20 protein-coding genes and 1 riboswitch are annotated in these 21665 nt (G+C 67.7%); of the genes, 8 read left to right on the forward strand and 12 right to left on the reverse strand.

Annotation, left to right across the window (positions count from 1 at the left end; translation table 11 throughout):
• Positions 1-2: 2 nt before the first annotated feature.
• The 8 genes from A9X00_RS28775 to A9X00_RS28805 form a co-directional block, all read right to left on the reverse strand.
• Entirely contained in the window at positions 3-1349 is a 1347-nt protein-coding gene (locus tag A9X00_RS28775; RefSeq protein WP_067161659.1) for an FAD-binding oxidoreductase, read from the reverse strand.
• Between the two features lie 478 nt (positions 1350-1827).
• Positions 1828-2520: a helix-turn-helix domain-containing protein gene (locus tag A9X00_RS28780; protein WP_067161662.1), complete on the reverse strand. Its 693-nt coding sequence runs from the start codon at positions 2518-2520 to the stop codon at positions 1828-1830.
• Between the two features lie 127 nt (positions 2521-2647).
• Positions 2648-6139 carry a carboxylic acid reductase gene (gene car / locus A9X00_RS28785; protein ID WP_067161665.1) on the reverse strand — a complete coding sequence of 1164 codons (3492 nt, stop codon included), beginning with the start codon at positions 6137-6139 and terminating at the stop codon, positions 2648-2650.
• A gap of 20 nt (positions 6140-6159) precedes the next feature.
• Positions 6160-7722, reverse strand: a complete 1563-nt coding sequence (locus A9X00_RS28790) for a GMC family oxidoreductase (RefSeq protein ID WP_067161668.1) — start codon at positions 7720-7722, stop codon at positions 6160-6162.
• A complete protein-coding gene (locus tag A9X00_RS31055) occupies positions 7706-7939 on the reverse strand; it encodes a hypothetical protein (protein ID WP_156772350.1) in 234 nt (77 codons plus the stop codon). Before A9X00_RS31055 ends, A9X00_RS28790 begins: the two co-directional genes overlap by 17 nt.
• Positions 7940-8007: 68 nt before the next feature.
• Positions 8008-8631, reverse strand: a complete 624-nt coding sequence (locus A9X00_RS28795; RefSeq protein WP_197515306.1) for a helix-turn-helix domain-containing protein — start codon at positions 8629-8631, stop codon at positions 8008-8010.
• A 30-nt stretch (positions 8632-8661) separates the two neighbouring features.
• A complete protein-coding gene (locus A9X00_RS28800; protein WP_067161674.1) occupies positions 8662-9351 on the reverse strand; it encodes a class I SAM-dependent methyltransferase in 690 nt (229 codons plus the stop codon).
• 26 nt (positions 9352-9377) lie between these two features.
• Positions 9378-10547 carry an NAD(P)/FAD-dependent oxidoreductase gene (locus tag A9X00_RS28805; RefSeq protein WP_067161676.1) on the reverse strand — a complete coding sequence of 390 codons (1170 nt, stop codon included), beginning with the start codon at positions 10545-10547 and terminating at the stop codon, positions 9378-9380.
• 161 nt (positions 10548-10708) lie between these two features.
• A riboswitch (SAM riboswitch) is annotated at positions 10709-10819 on the forward strand.
• A 55-nt stretch (positions 10820-10874) separates the two neighbouring features.
• Here A9X00_RS28805 and A9X00_RS28810 point away from each other — a divergent pair.
• Complete coding sequence (locus A9X00_RS28810) at positions 10875-11309, forward strand: rhodanese-like domain-containing protein (protein WP_067161680.1); 435 nt, start codon at positions 10875-10877, stop codon at positions 11307-11309.
• Positions 11306-12526, forward strand: coding sequence for an O-succinylhomoserine sulfhydrylase (locus A9X00_RS28815; protein ID WP_067161683.1), 1221 nt, complete (start codon positions 11306-11308; stop codon positions 12524-12526). The genes A9X00_RS28810 and A9X00_RS28815 overlap by 4 nt, the downstream gene beginning before the upstream one ends.
• Here the strand turns inward: A9X00_RS28815 and A9X00_RS28820 are convergent.
• The 4 genes from A9X00_RS28820 to A9X00_RS28835 form a co-directional block, all read right to left on the reverse strand.
• A complete protein-coding gene (locus tag A9X00_RS28820; RefSeq protein WP_067161686.1) occupies positions 12523-13890 on the reverse strand; it encodes an NAD(P)/FAD-dependent oxidoreductase in 1368 nt (455 codons plus the stop codon). The two genes, A9X00_RS28815 and A9X00_RS28820, sit on opposite strands and share 4 nt — an antisense overlap.
• Before the next feature lie 62 nt (positions 13891-13952).
• Entirely contained in the window at positions 13953-14378 is a 426-nt protein-coding gene (locus A9X00_RS28825) for a hypothetical protein (protein WP_156772351.1), read from the reverse strand.
• 104 nt (positions 14379-14482) lie between these two features.
• A complete protein-coding gene (locus A9X00_RS28830) occupies positions 14483-15097 on the reverse strand; it encodes a hypothetical protein (RefSeq protein WP_067161689.1) in 615 nt (204 codons plus the stop codon).
• Positions 15098-15110: 13 nt separating this feature from the next.
• Positions 15111-16295 (reverse strand): acyl-CoA dehydrogenase, encoded by a 1185-nt coding sequence (locus tag A9X00_RS28835; protein WP_067161692.1) that lies wholly within the window; start codon positions 16293-16295, stop codon positions 15111-15113.
• A gap of 33 nt (positions 16296-16328) precedes the next feature.
• Here A9X00_RS28835 and A9X00_RS28840 point away from each other — a divergent pair, with 33 nt between their 5' ends.
• The 6 genes from A9X00_RS28840 to A9X00_RS28865 are packed head-to-tail and all read left to right on the forward strand — an operon-like array spanning position 16329 to position 21661.
• Positions 16329-16700 (forward strand): DUF3054 domain-containing protein, encoded by a 372-nt coding sequence (locus A9X00_RS28840; protein ID WP_067161695.1) that lies wholly within the window; start codon positions 16329-16331, stop codon positions 16698-16700.
• Between the two features lie 7 nt (positions 16701-16707).
• Positions 16708-17628, forward strand: coding sequence for an SAM-dependent methyltransferase (locus A9X00_RS28845; protein WP_067161699.1), 921 nt, complete (start codon positions 16708-16710; stop codon positions 17626-17628).
• Between the two features lie 10 nt (positions 17629-17638).
• Positions 17639-18124 carry a GNAT family N-acetyltransferase gene (locus A9X00_RS28850; protein ID WP_067161702.1) on the forward strand — a complete coding sequence of 162 codons (486 nt, stop codon included), beginning with the start codon at positions 17639-17641 and terminating at the stop codon, positions 18122-18124.
• Positions 18121-19212 (forward strand): LLM class flavin-dependent oxidoreductase, encoded by a 1092-nt coding sequence (locus A9X00_RS28855; RefSeq protein WP_067161705.1) that lies wholly within the window; start codon positions 18121-18123, stop codon positions 19210-19212. The genes A9X00_RS28850 and A9X00_RS28855 overlap by 4 nt, the downstream gene beginning before the upstream one ends.
• Positions 19209-20330 (forward strand): LLM class flavin-dependent oxidoreductase, encoded by a 1122-nt coding sequence (locus A9X00_RS28860; RefSeq protein ID WP_067161708.1) that lies wholly within the window; start codon positions 19209-19211, stop codon positions 20328-20330. Before A9X00_RS28855 ends, A9X00_RS28860 begins: the two co-directional genes overlap by 4 nt.
• Positions 20327-21661, forward strand: coding sequence for an NtaA/DmoA family FMN-dependent monooxygenase (locus tag A9X00_RS28865; RefSeq protein WP_067161713.1), 1335 nt, complete (start codon positions 20327-20329; stop codon positions 21659-21661). The genes A9X00_RS28860 and A9X00_RS28865 overlap by 4 nt, the downstream gene beginning before the upstream one ends.
• The last annotated feature ends 4 nt before the right edge of the window (positions 21662-21665 follow it).

Genomic DNA, 21665 nt, shown 5'->3' on the forward strand with positions numbered 1-21665 from the left:
CTTCAGGTGACGCTGGGAAGCGCGATGGCGGTGAACACCGCGTCGGGGTCGTAGTGATTTTTGGCGGCGATGAGTCGTGTGGCGTTGTCGCCGTACGCGTTTGCGATCTGCTCGTGGTCGTCGGGCCCGAGCAGATTGGCGTATCCGCCGGCAACCGCGTGCGGCGCAAGCGCGTCCGACAACGCCTCTGCCCAGGCGCGGTGGGAGGCGCCGTCCCCGCCCTCCCAACAGGCGACGATCTCGACGACGAAATGCGGGCTGCGGTTCGCGAACGCGGTCTGGTCCGGGGCTACGCGAGTCGATGCGCCGTGACAGTGGTGGATGGAGATGAGGCTGCGTGGCGAGGTCAGCGTCCGCGCGGCCTCCACCAGGGCATCGATGACTTGGGGCAGGTACCCCGCAACCGTGCGCGTGCGAACCGCCCAGCGCAATCCACGGACACACCCGACGTCGAACAGGTGCAGTATTTCACCGTAGGCGACGGACGCGACTTTTGTGGTAAGCGGCGTTCCCAGCGTTGCGAGCAGATCGACGGCCGCCAGGCCGCAAAGAATCTCGCCGCTCCAGGTCGGCTGAAGGTAAACCACCGGGTCGCCATCGGGGCCGGGCAGCACACCGCTCTGGACGGTCAGCGCGTCAGGCGCCGTCGACAACAGCTCCTCCAGTCCACGCCACACCGTCGCGGCCTGCGACAAAGGAAACATGATCATCCCGCCGATCACCCGCTTCAGTGGATGCAACCGCACGCGCATCGACGTGACCACGCCGAAGTTGCCGCCGCCACCGCGCAGTGCCCAGAACAGGTCTGGCTCGTGAGTCGCATCGGCTGTGACCATTCGGCCGTCCGCCAGGACAACCTCTGCGCCGACCAGGTTGTCCAAGGCAAGGCCGAACCGCCCGTTGAGCGGTCCGTAACCCCCGCCGAGTGTCAGGCCGGTCATGCCAACCGCACCGCAGTTGCCGGTGGCGGCAACCAACCCGTAGGGCGCGACCGCCTCGATCAACTCAGCCGCTGTGACGCCCGCACCCACTGTTGCGACCCGCGCCCCGGTATCGACTGTGACACTTCGCATCCCGGACATGTCGATCACCAGACCGCCGTCGCACACAGCGCGGCCCGCCCAGTCGTGGCCGCCGCCGAGCACTGAGAGCCGCAGCCCCCGGTCACGCGCCACACCGATCGCCTCCTGCACGTCGCGCGGTGTCTCGGCCCGCATGACCAATGCCGGACGATGTTGCACCGCCGCATTCCAGATCAGCGGCGCACCGTCGGGCACACGCACCTGGGTGGCGTTAATGCGGCTGGCCAGGTCGTTGGCTGCAGCGGTTATCACGTCGGTTGTACTCATTTGTCTCCCATCGGTTGACGACCACGTCGAGCGAGAAGCGTGTTTCGCGGGGTCCAGAAATGCGGTGGACGCCTTGAGATTCCAGTGGCGCCAGCGCCATTCACGGCAGCATTTGCTTCCGTCACACTTGTGACGCTAAGGAGCGACGCAGCCAACGGCGAGTCCGTGCCCACTGATTGGGCGTTTCTCGCTTTCGACCACGCATGTCAGCCTTGAAAGGTGTTGGCGCGATGGTGTTTGCGCCTGCACGACGAAGGCGCGCAAGGCGTTACGAGTCGCAGCTGCGGCGAACTTGACGAGGCGCAGCCGAAGTGCCGGCTCGGTTCACGCCGTTCTTGCCGACGATCCTCCAACGACTGTCACGGGAGTACCTTCTCCTGAGCCATTTTTCGCCGGAGTCGTGGCCGTCACGGCCATGAGTTTAAGAATCCGCGCGATAACAGGCCAATCGATGCCCACTGAGTGGGCGATCACCAATTCATGGTGTATGAAGGAGCCCGGTGATACGCGCGCCGGTGGCTCTGGTGGCAGCGAGCAGTCCGAGCGGTGGTCGCGGTGCCGCGACGATCGTCGACAGGGCTGCCACAGCGCCGTTGCCCAGCGGAATCGCTACCGCGACACAGCTCATATCTGCTCTCAGCTCGCCTGCGTCCACTATCGGTGCGGTATAGCCCAATTCGGTGTGGGCCCGCGCAGCCGCGCATCTGGGTGGTACCGGGGTCCCAGGCTGGGCGCTCACTCCCAACGGAATCCGAGCGTCCACCGATTCGAGGTACACCGGCTCACCGCCGATCATCGCGGATAACTGCACCGCGGCACCGGTAGCGGTTGCGAGTTCGGCGATCGGCCGACGGGCGGCCGCCCGCAGTCGCCGCTCCGAGCTCACTCGCGCGGCCAGGCCCAGCAGGCTCGGGCCGAGCCGATAGCGGGGGCCTTCGCGACTGACCGCCCCGACGGCGATCAACTGCTTCAGCAGCCGACGGACGGTCTCCCGGGGGATCCCGCTCGCGTTCGCCAAATCGATCAACCGCACCGGCTCCAACGCACCCACGAGGTCCAACAGTTCAAATGCGCTCTCGATTACCGCCCGACCGTCGTTGTGAAACGCCCCGTCCGCACATTTACCGCTGGCTACACCACCGGTCAATCGATCCAACTCACATTGGTCCACCGTCGACCCCTTTATGCTCTGATGCGCGCACCACCGTCACCACATCGCAGGGTTCAACACGCAAACACAGCAAACTATGCCGAATGTCGAGAACAAAAACTCTTGCCCACCGCGAGCCCTGATTTTGTCAGAGCAGCCCGAGTAGTTGCAGGTCGCTGACGTACTTGGCGATGATCTGCGGCGAGACGTGCGGAATGTCCTTGTCCGGGCCGATTTTCGCCTCCCGCACCGCGGCGCGGAACTGCTCGGTGGGTGCCATCGAGCCGTTGATCGGCTGCTGGGGCTTCTGGTAGTTGTGCAGCAGCGGCAGCAGTGAGGCGTTGCGCTGCTTTTCGGGCAGCCCGCGCAGGCTGGTTTCGAAGCGCTGCAGCCAGTCGCCGTAGTCGTCGACTCGCCGGATGGCGCAGCCCGCCTCGATGAGCCAGTCGACGAACTGGTCCATCCCGATGCCGTCGTCGTAGGGGTTCATCACGTGGAAGGTGCGGAAGCCATCCGCGCTCTGGGCGCCAAGGGTGGAGATGGCCTCGGCGATGAACTCCACGGGCAGCCCGTCGTAGTGGGCGCGCTGCCGGTGGCCGTCGGCGTCGCGCTCGTAGAACGAGGCGGGCGCGATCCCGGTCGCGGCCAGGCTGAGCATCATCCGGGTGAACATGTCCGGGACGTTGAGCTGGCCGGCGTAGGTGGTGTCGGCCAGGATCATGTCGCAGCGGAACACCGCGACGGGTAGCCCGCACAGGTCGTGGGCCTCGCGCAGCAGCACCTCGCCGGCCCACTTGCTGTTGCCGTAGCCGTTGGCGTAGCTGTCGTTGATCGCCCGGGTGGGGCTGATCTGGCGGATGTCGGCGTCCTCGGTGAACTTGCCGGGCTGGATCTGGTCGCCCACCCCGATCGTGGAGACGTAGGTGTAGGGCTTGATCTTGGTGGTCAGCGCGAGCCGGATGAGCTCGGCGGTGCCCAGGGCGTTGGGGCCGAACAGTTCGCTGTAGGGCAGCACGTGGTTGACCAGGGCGGCGGGGTCGACGATCGCATCGACGGTGTCGGCTAGCCGCTGCCAGGTCTGGGCGTCCAAACCGAGGTCGGCTTCGCCCTTGTCGCCGGCCAGCACCTCGAGGTGGTCGGCGGCCAGCGCCTGGTAGTGGGCCAGCAGGTGGGGGTCGCCTTGAAACTCACCACCGTCGAAGGTCTTGTCCAGCCGGGCGCGGGCCTCCTCATCGGAGCGGGCGCGCACCAACGCGATCACGGTGCCATCCACTAGGTCCATGCGCTCCAGCCATTCCAGGGCCAGGTAGCGGCCCAGGAAACCGGTGGCGCCGGTGAGCAATACGGTGCGCACCTCGGAGGTGGGCTTGGGCAGCTCGGGCGCGCCCGCCAGCGTCGAGGCCTCCAGGAACTTGTCCAGCGTCAGCTCGGCGGCGTGCACCTCGGTCGCGTCGCGCCCGTGCACCGAGGCGAAGCTGGGCCGCTTGGTGCCCTTGCGCTCGCCCTCGATGTAGGTGGCGATGGCGGCCAGGTCGTTGGCCGGGCTGACGATCACCCCGACGGGCACGTCGACGTCGAAGATCTCGCGCAGCAGGTTGCCGAAGGTCAACGCCGACAACGAGTCTCCGCCCAGGTCGGTGAAGTGGGCGTGGGGGGACACCTCGCTGGTGGCGGTGCCCAGCAGGGCGGCCGCGGCGCGGCTGAGTGTCTGTAGCACCGGCGCGTCGGCGCCGCTGCGGCGCAGCTCGGCCAGCTCGTTGGCCTGGCTTTGGGCCAGCTCGGCGTAGAGCTGTTCGAGCCGCTCGCCGTAGTGCTGCTTCAGCTTCGGCCACGCCAGCTTGCCGGCATCAGTGAGCAGACCGTTTTCCAGACTGAAAGGCGTTGTCTCGATGAGGAAGTCGCGCGGCACCTCATAAGACTGCAGCCCGGCCTCCCTGGCGACGTTCTGCAGCGAACCGGCGATCAGCGGCTTGAGCTCGTCGAACGGGTAGCGCTCAAGGGCGTGCCCGGTGGGCACCACCACCGCCAACAGGTAGGGCTGTGCGCTGTTGCCGTAGACGTAGATCTGGCGCACCAGCGGGCTGTTGCCGAACACCGCCTCCAGCTTGGCCAGGGTGACGAATTCGCCCTGCGCGAGCTTGAGCACGTTGTTGCGGCGATCGACGTAGACCAGCTTGTCGGGGGCGACCTCGGCGAACACGTCGCCAGTCCGGTAATAGCCGTCCTCGTCGAACACGCCCGCGGTCACCTCGGGCCGCTTGTAGTAGCCGGGGAACATGTTGTTGGTCTTGAGCAGCAGCTCACCGCGCGGGTACGGCCGGTCGGTGGAGAAATAGCCCAGTTCCGGGACGTCGACCAGCTTGTAGTCGATGATCGGCGGGCGCTGCACCACGCCGTCGAACAGGACCATCCCGGCCTCGGTGGCGCCGTAGCCGTCCAGCAGGTGCATCTCGAGCAGCGACTCCACCCAGTTCCTCAGGTCGGGGGAGGTGGGCGCCGAGCCCGTTATCGCGAAGATGAACCGCCCGCCCAGCAGGTGGTTGCGCAGCTCGTCCATCACCTCGGCCTCGTCGGCCCCGCGGTCGACCCGACGCTGGTACTCGCCGTAGATGGTCTCCCAGATCCGCGGCACGAAGATCAGCTCGGTGGGCCGGACCAGCTCGAGGTCCTCCAGCAGCGTCGAGAGGTCGCTCTTGGCGGCGAAATACGCTGTGCCGCCGTTACCGAGCGTCTCGTACACCACGAAGCGAGCCATCCCGTGGCTCATCGGCATGAAGTTCAGCGTGATCGACGCGGCACTCGCCCCAACGAATTTGCGGGTCGACCATTGCCACATCTTGACAACGGCGCTTTCCCGGTATATCGCGCCCTTGGGCGCGCCGGTGCTGCCGGAGGTGTAGAGCAACAACGCCAGCGGGTCCTCGTCGCACGGCGCCGGCAGTGGCGCGTCGGGCAGCGATTTGCCGCGCTCGAGAACGTCGGCCAGGGCCTCGACGGTGACGGCGGTGCCGGCCAGCCGCGCCCGGGCGGCGTCGACGGCCTCGCGCTCGTCGTCGACCTCGGGGTGGTAGTCGAACACGACCAGCTTGGCCGGTGCCGGTCCGCTCAGGATCAACTCGACGGCGTTGGGAAGGTAATCGACGCCGGCCGCGATAGCGGACGGTTCGGTCTCGGTCACGATCGGCAGCAGTTGGTTGATCGTCGCGCTGGTCTGCAACGGCACCGACACGGCACCGACCTGACCCAGCGCCACGTCGATAGTGACGTAGTCGACGCTGGTGAAACCGAGAATGCAGACGCGATCGCCGGCAGACACCCCATCGTCGGCCCATGCGCGGGCGAGCGCGTCGATGCGCTCGCCCAGCTGCCGGTAGGTGATCGTGTCGAAGTGCGGCAGCAGCCGCACCGATGTGCGTCTGGTAGCGGCGTCGCTGACAAACTCGAACGCCCGCTGACCCATTGCCGGTCGATCCGCGTAACCCTCCAACGCCGTGCGAACGATCTGCGCAAGTCGGAGAGCAGGCTGCTCGAGCGCCGCGGCGATCGTCTCGCTCGGCATCGCGGCAGCGAACTGCGGGTCGGTCGTAGACAATTCGGCGATGCGACGTTGCAGCCGCTCGCCGCGGACATCAGTTGGCATGGAACTCCCTGGGTCGATGGTCATCGCTCGACGCGCCGAGCAAAGCTGTCGCCGCCCAGCAGCAGATCAGCTGCGTGCTCGCCGATCATGATGGAGGGCGCGTTGGTGTTGCCGGTGGTGATGGTGGGCATGATCGAGGCATCTGCGACGCGCAGCCGGTCGACGCCGCGCACTCGAAGATCGGGCCCGACAACGGCATCCGGGTCGTCTGCGGCGCCCATCTTGCAGGTGCCGACCTGATGGTGGTATGTGCCCACCGCCTGCCTGACGAAGGCGCGCAAGGCGTTTCGGGTTGTGGCTGCGGGTCCCGGAGCGACTTCGGCCTTGCGCCACGGCATGAAAGTCGCTGAGGCTCCGATGTCGCGGCAGATTTCGACCGCATCAACCATCGCTTCGAGATCGGTGTTGTCGGCTAAAACGTTGGGATCAGCCAGCGGCGGGTCGCTCGGGTCGGCGGAGGCCAGCCGCAGGGTCCCCCGCGCCTTCGGTGCCACCAGTCCCGCGGCGATCGTATACCCGTGCTCGGGCGCCGGGCCGCCGCCCGCGGCGTAGGGAATGTGGATGAACAGCGGCTGCAAATTCGGTGCAGCGCCGTGCCACCCGGTGCTGCGCGCGTAGAGCTGCGCCTCGAGCAGATTGTTGGTCCCGACCGTCAAAGGCTCCTTGGCCTCATAGATATTGCTGACCAACAGATGATCGTGCAGGTTCTCTCCGACGGCGGGCAGGTCCACCATGGTGGGAATACCGACGGATTGCAGGTGTGCACTCGGCCCGATCCCGCTGAGCAGCAATAGTTTTGGTGAGCCCAGGACGCCTGCGCTGAGGATGACCTCCGCGAGGGCGTACGCGCGCCGAAGCGGTTGGGCTTCTTGTGAATACGTGACCCCCACGGCTCGGCCCTTCTCCAGGAGCACCCGGTGGACGAGGGCGCCGGTGGTCACCGTCAACCGGGGATGAGCCTGCATCGGCGCGACAAAGCTCTTCCATGCACTCATCCGTCGGCCGCGGAACGCGGTGATGTGGTTGTATCCGACGCCGACCATCTCTTCGGCGTTGAAATCGTCGATCCATTTGTGTCCGAGGTCCAATGCCGCCTCGATGAATGCTTCGGACAGTGGGTGCGGATCGGAGATCGGGGTCACCGGTAACGGTCCGCTGGCGCCGTGGTACTCGTCGCCGCCCAGTTCATGTGCCTCAGAGCGCTTGAACAACGGCAACACCCGATCCCAGCCCCAACTGGGGTCACCGGTCGCCTGCGCCCAACGCTCGTAGTCACTGGCGTGCCCGCGTATGTAGATCATTCCGTTCAATGAGCTGCTGCCGCCCAGGACTTTGCCCCGAGGCCAAAACAGCCTGCGATTGTTGGCATGCTGCTGTGGGGTGGTGAATACTCCCCAGTCCTGTGGGCCGCCAAATAGCGTTGGCCAGCCCTGCAATGAGTGAATCGCGGGGTCGATATCGGCCAGGCCGGCCTCGATGACGTGCACGCTGCGGCCAGCCTCGAGCAACCTTCGCGCCACGACACTGCCGGTCGATCCCGCACCTACCACGACATAGTCCGCAACCTCACGCGCGAAAACCATTGGAGCTTCTTTCCGTAGCGTTATCCCGGCGGGTGTTTCCCACGAACTTGGCGAGGCGCAGCCGACGCGCCGGCCGGATCGTCCTGATTGTGCGTGCGGTCACCACGAATTGTTTTGAACCTATGTTGATTTCGCACTCCAGCGGGGTCAGCGGCATCTCGACCGCTTCCGGAGGATCGTCTGCTGAGCCATCGTTCGCCGGGGTCGGGGCTGTCACGGGCTTGACGTTAAGAATCCGCGCGACAAGAGGCCAATCGATGCCTACTGAGTGGGTTGATCACCGATTCACGGTGTATGAAGAAGGCTGGCGATGCGCAGACCCGTGGCCCTCGTAGCCGCCAGCAGTCCGAGCGGTGGGCGTCGTCCGGCGATGACCGTCGACACGACGGCCGTGGTGTTGTCGCCGAGAGGAATTGCGATGGCAACACAGCTGAGATCCGGCAGCACCTCGGCGGCGTCCACTATGGGTGCGGCTCGGCCTAATTCGGCATAGGCCCGCGCGGTCGCCGTGCCGGGCGGCACCCGAGCCCCGGGTTTGGCTGTGAATTCCACCGGAATCCGAGCGCTGATTTCGTCGAGGTATACCGCCTCGCCGCCGATCAGCGCGGACAAGTGCACGGCAGCCCCGGTGGCGGACGCCAGTTCGGCGATCGGCCGCCGGGCGGCCGCCCGCAACCGACGCTCCGAGCTTACTTGCGCGCCCAGACCCAGCAGGCTCGCACCGAGCCGATAGCGGGGGCCGTCGCGACTGACCGCCCCAACGGCGATCAATTGCTGCAGCAGTCGGCGGACCGTTTCCCGGGGCATCCCGCTTGCGTTAGCCAAGTCCAGCAGCCGCGCCGGTTCCAACGCAGCCAGGTGATCTAGCAGCTCAAATGCGCTCTTGATGACCCCGCGAGATTGGTCCACCATCGGCTCCAGGCGCGACGACCGGCAGTGTCAGCCGGCCTTGTGCGCCGTCAGCAGGTAGGCCGGCAGCTTGATCCGGCCCTTCTCGTCGCGGTCGCGCTGGCGAAATTCGGGCGGTCCGTCCGCGGCCGGGGGAATGTTCGCGTGGATGTAGGCGGGCCGGATCTCGTCGATCTCCCAGTACTTGCTCACCGCGGCGCGAAGTTCGTCCTCGTCGACCTCGTTCGGCTTGGGCTCGAAGTCCACGGGCAGGGCGCCCTTGGCGAACACCAGCACGAAATAGCCGGCGCCGGGCGCCGCCGCGCGGTGGATCGAGCGCAGGTAGCCGTCGCGCTCCTCGACTGGCAGCGAGTGGAACAGGGTCGAGTCCGCGATGGTCGAGAAGCGCTCTTCCGAACCGGGCGGGTAGCCGGTGAAGGACGTGATGTCGGCCTGCACGAAGCTGGCGGTGGTCAGGCCGCGTTCGGCGGCCGCCTTGGTGGCGGCCGCGATGGCGGTGGGCGCGAGGTCGATGCCGACAACGTTGTGGCCCCGCGCGGCCAGTGCCAGCGACAGTTCGGCGAACCCGCATCCGGCGTCGAGCACGTCGCTGCGAAACTTTCCGGCCGCGATCAGCGCCGCCAACTCCGGTTGCGGCTCACCGATGTTCCACGGCGGCGGCCCCTCGAATTCCCCCTGCTCGCGGTAAGCGCTTTCCCAGTCCGTGATTTGGGATGACATGTTTCTCCTATGTGTGTCACGGCATCTCAGGCGACGCCGCGGGCCAACGGGATGCGGTACAGCGGTTGGCAGTCTTGCGAAACGCGCTTGGCCAGCTTTCGTGATTGTTTGGCCAGGTAGCCAATTAGCGCGGGGCGGCTCAGCAGGCCATGGAAGTACAGGCCATCGGCGGCAGGTAACGGCGACAACCTAATCGGTACGCCATCGGGTGTGAGCACTCCCAAGTGTCCGACCAACGGCTGCAGCCCCGGCCGATACCCAGTCGCGCAGATCATCACGTCGGGCTGGATCCGCGCACCGTCGGCCAGCGCCACCTTGGCACCCTCCAGCGCGGTGACCGCCCCAACCACCTCGACGGACCCGTCGCGCACTGCGTCGACAACCTCGGGGTCGACGACCGTTGGCGCGGCGTGCAGCCGATGCGCTTTCGAGAAGGGCCCCTCATCGGGCACGGGCAGGCCCAATGCTCCGAGATCGCCGAACGCGCGGCGGCGCGCGGTGGCCACGATCCGGTCGGCAATCCGCGGGGGCAGGTGGAACAGTGGAATGGATACCACGTCGTTGGGCAGTCCCCCAGGCCCTTTGCGCGGCAGGATGTTTGGTGGAGTTCGCACTGACAGCCACACCTTGCTCGCTGCGCCTGTGCTCAGATCGTGGGCGATTTCCATGCCCGACGATCCGGAGCCGACAACCAGCACGTGCTTGTGAGCGTACGGCGCCGGGTCTCTGTAACGGTTTGAGTGCAGTAGCTCACCGGCGAAGACGCCCGGCCAGTCCGGGATGAAGGGCGTGTGCTCGTAACCCGTTGCAACCACGACGACTCGGGCGTCGATGTCCCCGTTCGACGTTGTCAATCGCCATCCCGGGGACCGTCGGTCGATGCGTTCAACCGCGGTGTTGAGCCCGAGCTCGATGCCATCCTCGCGCGCATGCCGGTCAAGGTGCGCGACGACTTGGTCGCGAGTCGGATAGAGCGGAGTGCCTTTCGGGTATTGCCGCCCGGGCAGGTGGGAAAATTGTCGACCGGTGTTGAGTCTGAGCCGGTCATACCGATTGCGCCAGGACGCCCCCACCGCATCGGCTCGATCGACGAGCAATGGCCGAATTCCCTTGTCCTTCAGGCTCAGGGCGGCAGCGATCCCGGCCGGCCCGGCACCGATAATCACGACCTGGGCGAAATGCGGGGGTGGACTCACGCCTACGACCGTAAAAGCCGCGCCATAGGCGGCGAACCGCACGCCCACTGAGTGGGCTTTTGGTAGGTGTCACGGGGCCGGATTTCTGGAAAAGCGGCTTTCACCTGCAAGGACTCTGCTGCGCGATACCTGGGCAGCTCGGCCGTTGTAGATTGAACTTGCTTCATGAGATGCCGTCGCCAAGCTCCGACTGGATGGCACGCCAACCCCACGCTCGTGGGTGGCTCGGATGACGAAGCGGCCGGCACCACCGGTGACGACAAGAGCGCCTCGGTTGGGCGCGGATATTGTGGCTCACAAAGTTGGCGAAGGACGAGGTAAACACCCATGAGCACCGGGCAAGCACGCGCATACGCAGGAGACATCACCCCGCTCGAGGCATGGAAGCTGCTCAGCGACAATCCCCACGCGGTGCTGGTCGACGTCCGCACCGACGCCGAATGGCGGTTCGTCGGCGTGCCCGACCTGTCGAGCCTGGGCCGCGACGTGGTGTACATCGAGTGGGTCACCGCCAACGGCGTGCCCAACGCGAACTTCGCCGACGAGCTGAAGAGTCACGTCCCACCCGCGGACGACGAGCGGCCCGTGATATTCCTGTGCCGCTCAGGCAACCGTTCCATCGGCGCGGCCGAGGTGGCGACGCAGGTGGGCCTGACTCCGGCCTACAACGTGCTGGACGGCTTCGAGGGCCAGCTCGACGCCAGCGGGCATCGCGGTGGAAACGGTTGGCGCGCGCTCGGATTGCCCTGGAGGCAAGGATGACCGACGACCAGTCGGTCCGCACGCCCAAGGCGCTGCCCGACGGCGTCAGCCAGGCCACCATCGGCGTGCGCGGCGGCCTGCTGCGGTCAGGTTTCGAGGAGACCGCCGAGGCGATGTTCCTGACCTCCGGCTACGTCTACGAGTCGGCGGCCGTCGCCGAGCAGTCGTTCACCGGCGAGCTGGACCACTTTGTCTACTCGCGCTACGGCAACCCGACCGTGACGATGTTCGAGGAGCGGCTGCGCCTGATCGAGGGGGCGCCCGCGGCGTTCGCCACCGCGAGCGGCATGGCCGCGGTGTTCACCTCGCTGGGCGCGCTGCTGGCCGCCGGTGATCGGCTGGTCGCGGCGCGCAGCCTGTTCGGGTCCTGCTTCGTGGTGTGCAACGAGATCCTGCCGCGGTGGGGGGTCGAGACGGTCTTCGTCGACGGCGACGACCTGTCGCAGTGGGAGGAGGCGCTGTCGGTTCCGACGCAGGCGGTGTTCTTCGAGACGCCGTCCAATCCGATGCAGTCGCTGGTCGACATCGCCGCCGTGACCGAACTTTCGCACGCGGCGGGCGCGAAAGTCGTGCTGGACAACGTCTTTGCCACACCCCTGCTGCAGCAGGGCTTCCCGCTCGGGGTGGACGTGGTGGTGTACTCGGGAACCAAGCACATCGACGGTCAGGGCCGGGTGCTGGGCGGCGCCATCCTGGGCGACAAGGAGTACATCGACGGCCCGGTGCAGAAGTTGATGCGGCACACCGGCCCGGCGATGAGTGCCTTCAACGCCTGGGTGTTACTCAAAGGCCTTGAGACGCTGGCGGTCCGGGTCGAACACAGTAACGCGTCCGCGCAGCGCATCGCGGAGTTCCTCGAGACCCATCCGGCGGTGAGCTGGGTGCGCTACCCCTACCTGACGTCGCATCCGCAATACGACCTGGCGAAGCGCCAGATGACCGGCGGTGGGACGGTGATCACCTTCGCGCTCGATTGCATCGAAAGTAAAGCCAAGCAAAGGGCTTTCGAGGTGCTGGACAAGCTGCGCCTGATCGACATCTCCAACAACCTGGGCGACGCCAAATCACTCATCACCCATCCGGCGACCACAACGCACCGCGCCATGGGCCCGGAGGGGCGCGCAGCGATCGGGCTGGGCGACAACGTGGTTCGCATCTCGGTCGGGCTGGAGGGCACCGACGACCTGATCGCCGATATCGATCAGGCCCTGAGCTAGCCGGCTGCTTGTTGTTCGGCTTGTTCGGCTTGGGTCAGCGCTTCTTGCACTTCCATCCAGTTCTGGGTAACCACCCTGGCGTAGATCATCTGCGTGGTGATTGCCATTTGGCTCCGGCCGTCGCCCAGGAAGGTGATGAACCAGGCCACGACGGTGGTGAACCGGTTCTTGAAGCCGACGAGGTAGAGCAGGTGGAGGCCCAGCCAGGCCAGCCAGGCGATGAAGCCGCCGAATTCCAGCTTGCCCACCTGCGCAACCGCGCTGAATCGGGAGATGGTGGCCATGCTGCCCTTGTCAAAGTAGTTGAAGGGCTTGCGATTTGCCGGGTCGTCGGTGCCTTTGACTATGTTTTTGATGCGGTCGGTGGCATAGCGTGCGCCCTGAATCGCACCCTGGGCCATGCCGGGCACGCCGGCCACCGACATCAGGTCGCCGACGACGAAGACGTTCGGGTGTCCCTTGACGGTCAGGTCGGGCTCGACGATCACCCGTCCGGCCCGGTCGGTTTCGGTGCCGTCGGACTGTTCGGCGATCATCTTGCCCAGCGGGCTGGCCTGCACGCCGGCCGCCCACACCTTGCACGCGCATTCGATGCGGCGCTTGGTGCCGTCCTTCTCTTTGATCGTGAGGCCCATGTAGTCCACGTCGTCGACCATCGCGTTGAGCTGGACTTCGACGCCCATCTTCTCCAACCGCCGTTGCGCTTTCAGGCCTAGCTTCTCGCCCATCGGCGGCAACACCGCGGGCGCGGCGTCGAGCAGGATCACCCTGCAGTCGCGGGGCTCGATGGTCCGAAACGCCTGCTTGAGGGTTCGGTGCGCGAGTTCCTTGATCTGTCCGGCCACCTCGACGCCGGTGGGTCCGGCGCCGACGACAACGAAGGTCAGGCGGCGTTTCCGCTCGGCGGGATCGTCGGTGACCTCGGCGGCCTCGAACGCGCCGAGGATGCGGCCGCGCAGCTCGAGGGCGTCGTCGATGGTCTTCATGCCCGGGGCGTACGTCGCGAACTGGTCGTTGCCGAAGTAGGACTGCTGGGCGCCGGCGGCCACGATCAGGCTGTCGAACGGCGTCACGGTCTCCATGCCCATCAACTTCGACGTGACGGTATTGGCCTTGAGGTCGATGGCGTAGACCTCACCCAGCAGCACCCGCACGTTTTTCTGCCGCTGCAGGATCAGCCTGGTGGCGGGCGCGATCTCGCCTTCGGACAAAATGCCGGTGGCCACCTGATAGAGCAGCGGCTGGAACAGGTGAGTGGTCGTCTTCGAGATCAGGGTGACGTCGACGTCGGCCCGTTTGAGCGCCTTGGCCGCATTCAGCCCCCCGAAACCGCTTCCGATGATGACGACGTGATGGCGCGACATGCCTACCCCTTCGTGTCGTGGTCCCCGCGGCCCATCACCACCCTATGTCCTATCGGCCGGCGCTAGCCGACTTGGTAGGAATCGCGCGACACCCGGAAGAAGTGACCGGTGCTGCCGTCGCTGCACGTCACCCCCGATGGCTCGCTGTCGCAGGTGATGGTGCCGACGACCCGCCGCTGGCCGTAGTCGAGCGTCGGCGAGCCGTCGGGGAACTGGTAATCCGAGTGCCAGATACCCGCGATCGGTGCACTGCCCTGGCCGAGAAGGAAGACGTTGCCCCGCCCACCCAACTGGTAGTCCGGGGGGCGCGGGATGAACCACGTGTAGTCCTTGATCTCGCACGAGGCAGCCTTCGCCGTCATCGAACAGCCGATGTTGCCCGACGGGGACTGGAAGTCGTAGCTGTCATCCGCGTGAGCGGTGGCCGCGAGGCCGATGGTTACCGCCACGGTCGCCGGGACGAGCAGCGCGAGCTTTGTGATTATCATGGCCTTGTCCTTTCCCGGCATCTCCGGTGTCTGGGTGTTCCGTTGATGCACAGGGTCTGGCAGGCGCCTTGCCTAATCCTTGCGTGGTCCTTGTCCGACGGGTTTCAGAAAGGCCACGCCGCGGCGTTGGTCTTGTACTTCCCGTTGAGTTGGTTGCAGAAGTCGTCGTTGGTGCCGGCGAGGAAGATGTAATAGGCCTCCGCGTTGCTGCGTCGGCTGTCGTAGGAATTGGGTGTCGTCCAGCCGCTGTTGCACGCGGCCGTGTCCGAACCCGTGGTGGGCTTGCGCCAATTGGTCTTGGCGCAGGCGTTCAGGGCGTCGACGTTGGGGGTGGCGCTCTTGGCGGCGACGAGCATCGCGCCACCCCACAGCCCGTCGTTGCGCCGGTAGGCGCGCGCCCCGAATCCCGCGTTGTTGGTCTGGCAGGCCAGCGCCCGCTTGAGCAGCCCGAACGGGGCGGCGAGCTGGGGATTGCTGAGCGCGGCGGCGGCCGTGATGAACTGGGCCGCGTCCGAGCCGTCGACCTCCTGGACATTCGGGTTGCCGAGGCCGGTCAGCTGCTGCGCGATCCCGGAGTTGTTGCCCCCGCCGATGATCGGTCCGCCGCCACCGGACGTCAGCGCGGGCAGCGTGACGGGATCGGCGGCGGCGACGGGGGCCGACAGGGCCACTCCGCAGGCGGCGGCCAGGACGCCGATCCGGTACAGGACAGATCTCATAGCGGTACTCCTCTCAGCGGAACGCGTCGCTGCCGGTGAACGCCTGGCCGAGGACGAGCTGGTGCATCTCCGGTGTGCCCTCGTAAGTCAGCACCGATTCCAGGTTGACCATGTGCCGGATGACGGGGTATTCCAGCGATATCCCGTTGCCGCCCAATATGGTTCGCGCGGTCCGGCAGATCTTGATCGCCTCGCGGGTGTTGTTGAGCTTGCCGAAGCTGACCTGTTCGGGGCGCAGGCCGGCGCCGTCCTTGAGGCGGCCGAGGTGCAGCGACAGCAGCTGCCCCTTGTGCAGTTCGACGGCCATGTCTACGAGTTTGGCCTGCGTCAGTTGGAATCCGGCGATCGGGCGGCCGAACTGGGTGCGCTGCGTGGCGTAGTCCAGCGCGGACTGCCAGGCCGACCGCGCCGCCCCCATCGATCCCCAGATGATGCCGTAGCGGGCCTCCGACAGGCACGACAGCGGGCCGCGCAACCCCGTCGCCTCGGGCAGCATCGCGTCCGCGGGCAGCCGCACGTCGTCGAGCACCAGCTCGCTGGTGATCGACGCCCGCAGCGACAACTTGTGGTGGATGGTGTTGGCGGTGAAGCCCGGCGTTTTGGTGGGCACGATGAAGCCGCGGATCCCGTCGTCGGTCGCGGCCCACACGATCGCCACGTCGGCGACCGAGCCGTTGGTGATCCACAACTTTCGCCCGTTCAGCACCCAGTCCGAACCATCTTGCCGCGCACGGGTTTTCATCGCGGCCGGATCGCTTCCGACGTCGGGTTCGGTCAGCCCGAAACAGCCCAGCAGTTCGCCGGCGGCCATGCCGGGCAGCCACTGCTGCTTTTGCTCCTCGGAGCCGAACTTCCAGATCGCGAACATCGCCAGCGACCCCTGCACGGAGACCATTGACCGGATGCCCGAGTCGGCGGCCTCTAGCTCGGTACACGCCAGGCCGTAGTGCACGGCCGATGCGCCGCCGCAGCCATAGCCGTGCAGATGCATGCCGAGCAGCCCGAGCTGGCCGAACTGCTTGGCCAGCTGGCGGACCGGAAGGTCGCCGATCTCGAACCACTCGCCGATGTAGGGGAGGACGTGCTCGGCGCAGAACTTTCGCACGGTGTCGCGCACCGCGAGCTCGTCGCCGGACAGGGAGGCGTCCAGGCCCAGCGGGTCGTCCCGGTCAAAGGCCGGAGGTGCATCAGTGCTCATAGGACCCAGCCTGCCACCCGGTAGTCTCGCGGCATGCGGAGGCTCCAGGGGATCGCCTACCTGCTCGTCGACGTCGTCGCCGTGCTGGTGTTCTGTGCCGCCGGACGCCGCAGCCACGCCGAAGGGCTCACCCTCGGCGGCCTCGCGATCACGGCCTGGCCGTTTCTGGCCGGGACCGTCGTCGGGTGGCTGCTTTCCCGCGCCTGGCGGCGGCCCACCGCCGTCGCCCCCACCGGGGTGATCGTCTGGCTGTCCACCGTGGTCGTCGGCATGCTGCTGCGCAAGGCCAGCTCGGCGGGCGTGGCGGCCAGCTTCGTGGTGGTCGCCGCGTCGGTCACCGCGGTCCTGTTGCTCGGCTGGCGGGCCGCCGTGGGCCTGGCCCTGCGGCGCCGCTCCAACGCCTGAGCGGATCATGGCACCCGCCAGCTGGAAACCGGCCGCCGGCGACGGCCTGACCACCACGTTCGACGCCGTCGTCCGGGCCGTGGCCACGAACAAGGGCCTCCTCGACGACCCGTTCGCCGAGTCGCTGGTGCGCGCCGCAGGCGTGCAGTACTTCACCCAGGTCATCGACGACGAGCGATACGCCGACGACGGCGGCGGCCACCCGATCACGGCGGGCCTCATCTACGTCCAGGCGGCCTACGGCAGGTTCCTGGACGAGTTTCTCGCCGACGCGGGCCGCTCCGGCATTCGCCAGGTGGTGATCCTGGCGTCCGGCCTCGACACGCGGCCGTACCGGCTGTGGTGGCCACCGGGCACCACGGTGTACGAGATCGATCGGCCGGACGTCCTCGACTTCAAGGCCGAGGTGCTGCGGGGGCTGAACGCGCGGCCGGCCGCGCACCGCCGCGAGATCGGCGTCGACCTTCGTCAAGATTGGCCCGCGGCGCTGCGGCGGGCCGGTTTCGACACCGCGACGCCCACGGTCTGGGTCGCCGAGCAGCTGCTCGTCGGCTACCTGCCGCCCGACGCGCAGCACCGGTTGCTGCAGGGCGTCACCGAGGCGAGCGCGCCCGGCAGCCGCTTCTCCGCCGATCACATGGCCAGCTGGACCCCGGAACGGCAGGCCGCGCGGGAGGCCTTCGTCGAGAGTTGGCGGCGGCACGGCCTCGACGTCGACCTGGCCAGCCTGACGTACGCGGGCGAATACCGCTACGTCCCCGAATACCTGGCGGCCCATGGCTGGGAGACGGCCCAGCGGAACGTCGTCGAGTTGTTCGCGGCCCTCGGTATGAGCGAATACTGGCGCGGCCGGCCCGAGGACGTCGAGCTCATCCCGCGATATGTGACCGCCACCCGGCCCGGAATGCCTCCGGACGACGAGCGTTAGACGTTAGGTGATGACGGAAACCCAGCTCGAGTTCGTCTCGGCCACCCACGACGACCCGTTGGCCCGGCCGTTGCTGGCCGAGCTGGCCGTCGAGTACGCGCGGCGATACGGCGGGACGCCGGACGCGCACCTGGCCTGGCTGCCCGTGCCGGCGGACGAGCTGGCGGCGCCCGACGGCGGCCTACTCATCGGGGTGGTGAACGGGGCGCCGGTCACCGGCGGGGCGTTTCGGCGTTTCGACGCCGACACCGCCGAGCTCAAGCGCATCTGGACCGACAGCGCGCACCGGCGCCGCGGCTACGCCCGGGCCCTGCTGGCGGCGCTGGAGGCCGAGGCCGCCGGCCGCGGGTACCGGCGGCTGTATCTGATCACCGGCAACCGGCAACCCGAGGCGGCGGCGCTCTACGACGCGACGGGCTACACCCGCATCCCCGCCGACCCGGTGCCGGACTGGGGGCCGTTCCTTCCGATCGCCTTCGAAAAGTGGCTGGCATGAACGGTCACTTTCTCCTGGGCGTCGCGCTCGACGGGTACGGGTGGCACCCGCACGCGTGGCGGGCCGCAGTGGCGGCCGGCGCGCCGTCGGTGCTGGACGGACGGTATTGGGCCGACCTGGCGGCCACGGCCGAACGCGGGCTGCTGGACTTCCTCACCATCGACGACAGCCTGATGCCACAGATCGGGCGAAGCTCCCGGATCCATCCGGACCGGCTGACCGGCCGCGCCGACGCCGTCCTGGTCGCGGCGCGGATCGCCCCCGCCACCCGGCACATCGGGCTGATCCCGGTGGCCACGGTCACCCACACCGAGCCCTTCCACGTCTCCAAATCCATTGCCACGCTTGACTTTGTGTCGCACGGCCGGGCCGGCTGGCAGCCGCGGGTGAGCGCCACCGCGCACGAGGCGGCCCTGTTCGGCCGCCGCGACGTGACCCAGGTCCCCCTCTTCGAGGAGGCCGTCGAGTACGTCGACGTGGTGCGCCGGTTGTGGGACAGCTGGGAGGACGACGCAATCATCCGCGACGTGGGCACCGGGCGCTACGTCGACGTGGACAAGCTGCACTACATCGACTTCGCCGGAAAGTACTTCTCGGTCAAGGGCCCTTCGATCACGCCGCGCCCGCCCCAGGGCCAGCCGGTGGTGGCCGCGCTGGCGCACGTCGGCCCCGCCTACGAGTTCGCCGCGGCCGGCGCCGACGTCGTGTTCATCACGCCCACGGACGGCGCGTCGGTGCAGGGCATCCTCGCGGAGGTGCGCGCGGCCGGTGGCACCCACCTGAAAGTCCTTGCCGATGTGGTGGTTTCGTTCGGCGGCGCGGGCGACTTCCGCTCCGATGCGCTCGTCTTCACCGGGGGCGCAACGGAATTGGTGGAACTGCTGCTGGACTGGCAGCGCCTCGGCATCGACGGCGCCCGCCTGCGCCCCGCCGTCAACGCCACCGACCTGCCGGTCATCGTCGACGAGGTGGTGCCGCTGCTGCAGCGGGCCGGGCTCTTCCGCACCGGCTATCGCGACGGCGAAACGCTGCGCGCCCGCCTCGGCCTGCCCGTGGCGCCCAATCGCTATGCGGCGGTGAACCGATGACCCCGGTGCCGCTGTCGATCCTGGATCTGTCGCCGATCAGCGCGGGCTGCGACGCCGCGACGGCCCTGCGTAACACCATCGACCTGGCCCAGCGCGCCGAGCGGTGGGGATATCGCCGGTACTGGCTCGCCGAGCACCACTTCGTCGGCGTGGCCAGTTCGGCGACGGCCGTGTTGATCGGCCAGATCGCGGCCGCCACCAACAGCATTCGGGTGGGTTCGGCCGCCATCCAGCTCGGGTACACCACGCCGGCCGCCGTGGTCGAGAGCTTCGGGATGCTCGAGGCCTTCTATCCCGGCCGCATCGACCTGGGCGTCGGCCGGGGACAGCGACGCGACACCGGGTACAAGCCGAAGTCGCCGTCGACCAAGTCCCGCCCGCCGCGGCAGTGGCACGAGGTCGACGGCGTGGTGGTGCCGCTGCCCTTCGACCTGCGCGGACTCCTCGACAAGGAACGGGTGCAGGCGACCATGGGGATCCTGCAACAGCCCGGGGCGGTGGCGCCCGGCTTCGCCGAGCAACTCGCCGACATCATCGCGATGCTGGACGGCACCTACCAGGTCGAGGGTTTCGACGTGCACGCGGTGCCGGGCGAGCGAAGCGGGCTGACGCCGTGGATCTTTGGCAGCACCCGCGGGGAGAGCGCCAAGCTGGCCGGCGCGCGGGGGTTGCCGTTCGTCGCCAGCTATCACATCACCCCGGCGACCGCGCTGGAGGCCATCGAGGCCTACCGGGCCGCGTTCGTCCCGTCGGCCGCCTTCGCGCGGCCCTACGTCTTGGTGTCCGCCGACATCGTGGTGGCCGACGACACCGCCACCGCAAGGCATCTGGCGTCCAGTTACGGGCATTGGGTCTATTCCATTCGGACGGGAGTCGGCGCGGTGCCCTATCCCGATCCCGACGACTGTCCCCCGCTCACCGACGAGCAGCTGCCCGTGGTGAAGGACCGGCTGGAAACGCAGTTCGTCGGCAATCCGGACGAGGTCGCCGAGCGGCTGTCCGCGCTGCAACGCGTCACCGGCGCAGACGAACTCGTCGTCACCTCCGTCACCCACCGGCACTCCGACCGGCTGCGCTCGCACGAACTGATCGCCAAGCGGTGGGGAATCAGCGGATGAGCGTGCGGGAGGGCAAGCAGCGCAAGCCGATTCATTTGGCCGCCCACTTCCCGGGCGTCAACAACACCACGGTGTGGACCGACCCGAGTTCGGGCAGCCAGATCGAGTTCGAGTCGTTCGTGCACCTGGCCCGCATTGCCGAACGCGGGCTGTTCGACTTCTTCTTCCTGGCCGAGGGGCTGCGGCTGCGGGAGCACCGCGGCCGCATCTACGACCTGGACGTGGTGGGCCGCCCGGACACCTTCACGGTGCTGGCCGCGCTCGCCGGCGTCACCGACCGGATCGGGTTGACCGGGACCATCAACACCACCTTCAACGAACCCTTCGAGGTGGCAAGGCAATTCGCGTCGCTCGACCACCTGTCCGGCGGCCGCGCCGGCTGGAACATGGTGACCTCGTCGGACGCCTTCACCGGCGCCAACTTCCGCCGCGGCGGTTTCCTCGACCACGCCGACCGGTACGCGCGGGCCGAGGAGTTCCTCGCCGTGGCCCGCCAGTTCTGGGACAGCTGGCAAGCCGGCGCCGTGCTGGCCGACGTCGGGGCGGGGGTCTATGCCGACCCCGACCGGATCCGCAGCGTCGAACACCGTGGCCCGCAGTTCGACGTGCGCGGCTTCGCCACACTGCCGGCGGGGCCGCAGGGGCACCCGATTCTGCTGCAGGCCGGCGACTCCGCCGACGGCCGCGCGTTCGGCGCCCGCAACGCCGACGCCCTGTTCACGCTGCACTCGTCGCTGGAAGACGGGCAGCGCTACTACGCCGACGTCAAGGGCCGCGCCGCGTCCTATGGCCGGGATCCCAACCAGCTCAAGGTCTTTCCGGCGGCGACGTTCGTCCTCGGCGACACCGATGCCGAGGCGCAGGACCGGGCGCGGCACATCCGCTACCAACAGGTCAGCGGCGCGACGGCGATCGCGATGCTCGAGCAGGTCTGGGGCCGCGAGCTGTCCGACCATGACCCGGACGGCCCGCTGCCCGATTTCGACCCGGTCGTCGACAGCGCGATCACGCAGGGCCGGGTGCGGCACGGCGACCCGGTCGCCGTCGCCCGCAGCTGGCGCGAACGCGCTTTAGCCGAGAACCTGTCGATCCGCGAGCTGGTCATTGCGGTCACCAGCCGCCAGCAGTTCGTCGGCACGCCGACGCGAATCGCCGACGAGATCGACACCTACATCCAGGCCGACGCGTGCGACGGCTTCATCCTGGTGCCGCACCTGACGCCGCGCGGCCTCGACGAGTTCGTCGACCGGGTGGTGCCGGTGCTACAGGAACGCGGCGCGTTCCGCACGGAGTACACCGGCGCGACGCTGCGGGACCACCTGGGGCTGTAACGCG

It is taken from the genome of Mycobacterium sp. 1245805.9 (assembly GCF_001672915.1).
In the GTDB taxonomy this organism is placed as follows: domain Bacteria; phylum Actinomycetota; class Actinomycetes; order Mycobacteriales; family Mycobacteriaceae; genus Mycobacterium.

What these genes read in the sequence shown, in the direction of transcription:
- A9X00_RS28775 (WP_067161659.1), bottom strand. Translation starts at nt 1,349, where the DNA reads ATGAGTACAACCGACGTGATAACCGCTGCAGCCAACGACCTGGCCAGC.
- car (WP_067161665.1), bottom strand. Translation starts at nt 6,139, where the DNA reads ATGCCAACTGATGTCCGCGGCGAGCGGCTGCAACGTCGCATCGCCGAA.
- A9X00_RS28790 (WP_067161668.1), bottom strand. Translation starts at nt 7,722, where the DNA reads ATGGTTTTCGCGCGTGAGGTTGCGGACTATGTCGTGGTAGGTGCGGGA.
- A9X00_RS28800 (WP_067161674.1), bottom strand. Translation starts at nt 9,351, where the DNA reads ATGTCATCCCAAATCACGGACTGGGAAAGCGCTTACCGCGAGCAGGGG.
- A9X00_RS28810 (WP_067161680.1), top strand. Translation starts at nt 10,875, where the DNA reads ATGAGCACCGGGCAAGCACGCGCATACGCAGGAGACATCACCCCGCTC.
- A9X00_RS28815 (WP_067161683.1), top strand. Translation starts at nt 11,306, where the DNA reads ATGACCGACGACCAGTCGGTCCGCACGCCCAAGGCGCTGCCCGACGGC.
- A9X00_RS28820 (WP_067161686.1), bottom strand. Translation starts at nt 13,890, where the DNA reads ATGTCGCGCCATCACGTCGTCATCATCGGAAGCGGTTTCGGGGGGCTG.
- A9X00_RS28825 (WP_156772351.1), bottom strand. Translation starts at nt 14,378, where the DNA reads ATGATAATCACAAAGCTCGCGCTGCTCGTCCCGGCGACCGTGGCGGTA.
- A9X00_RS28830 (WP_067161689.1), bottom strand. Translation starts at nt 15,097, where the DNA reads ATGAGATCTGTCCTGTACCGGATCGGCGTCCTGGCCGCCGCCTGCGGA.
- A9X00_RS28835 (WP_067161692.1), bottom strand. Translation starts at nt 16,295, where the DNA reads ATGAGCACTGATGCACCTCCGGCCTTTGACCGGGACGACCCGCTGGGC.
- A9X00_RS28840 (WP_067161695.1), top strand. Translation starts at nt 16,329, where the DNA reads ATGCGGAGGCTCCAGGGGATCGCCTACCTGCTCGTCGACGTCGTCGCC.
- A9X00_RS28845 (WP_067161699.1), top strand. Translation starts at nt 16,708, where the DNA reads ATGGCACCCGCCAGCTGGAAACCGGCCGCCGGCGACGGCCTGACCACC.
- A9X00_RS28850 (WP_067161702.1), top strand. Translation starts at nt 17,639, where the DNA reads ATGACGGAAACCCAGCTCGAGTTCGTCTCGGCCACCCACGACGACCCG.
- A9X00_RS28855 (WP_067161705.1), top strand. Translation starts at nt 18,121, where the DNA reads ATGAACGGTCACTTTCTCCTGGGCGTCGCGCTCGACGGGTACGGGTGG.
- A9X00_RS28860 (WP_067161708.1), top strand. Translation starts at nt 19,209, where the DNA reads ATGACCCCGGTGCCGCTGTCGATCCTGGATCTGTCGCCGATCAGCGCG.
- A9X00_RS28865 (WP_067161713.1), top strand. Translation starts at nt 20,327, where the DNA reads ATGAGCGTGCGGGAGGGCAAGCAGCGCAAGCCGATTCATTTGGCCGCC.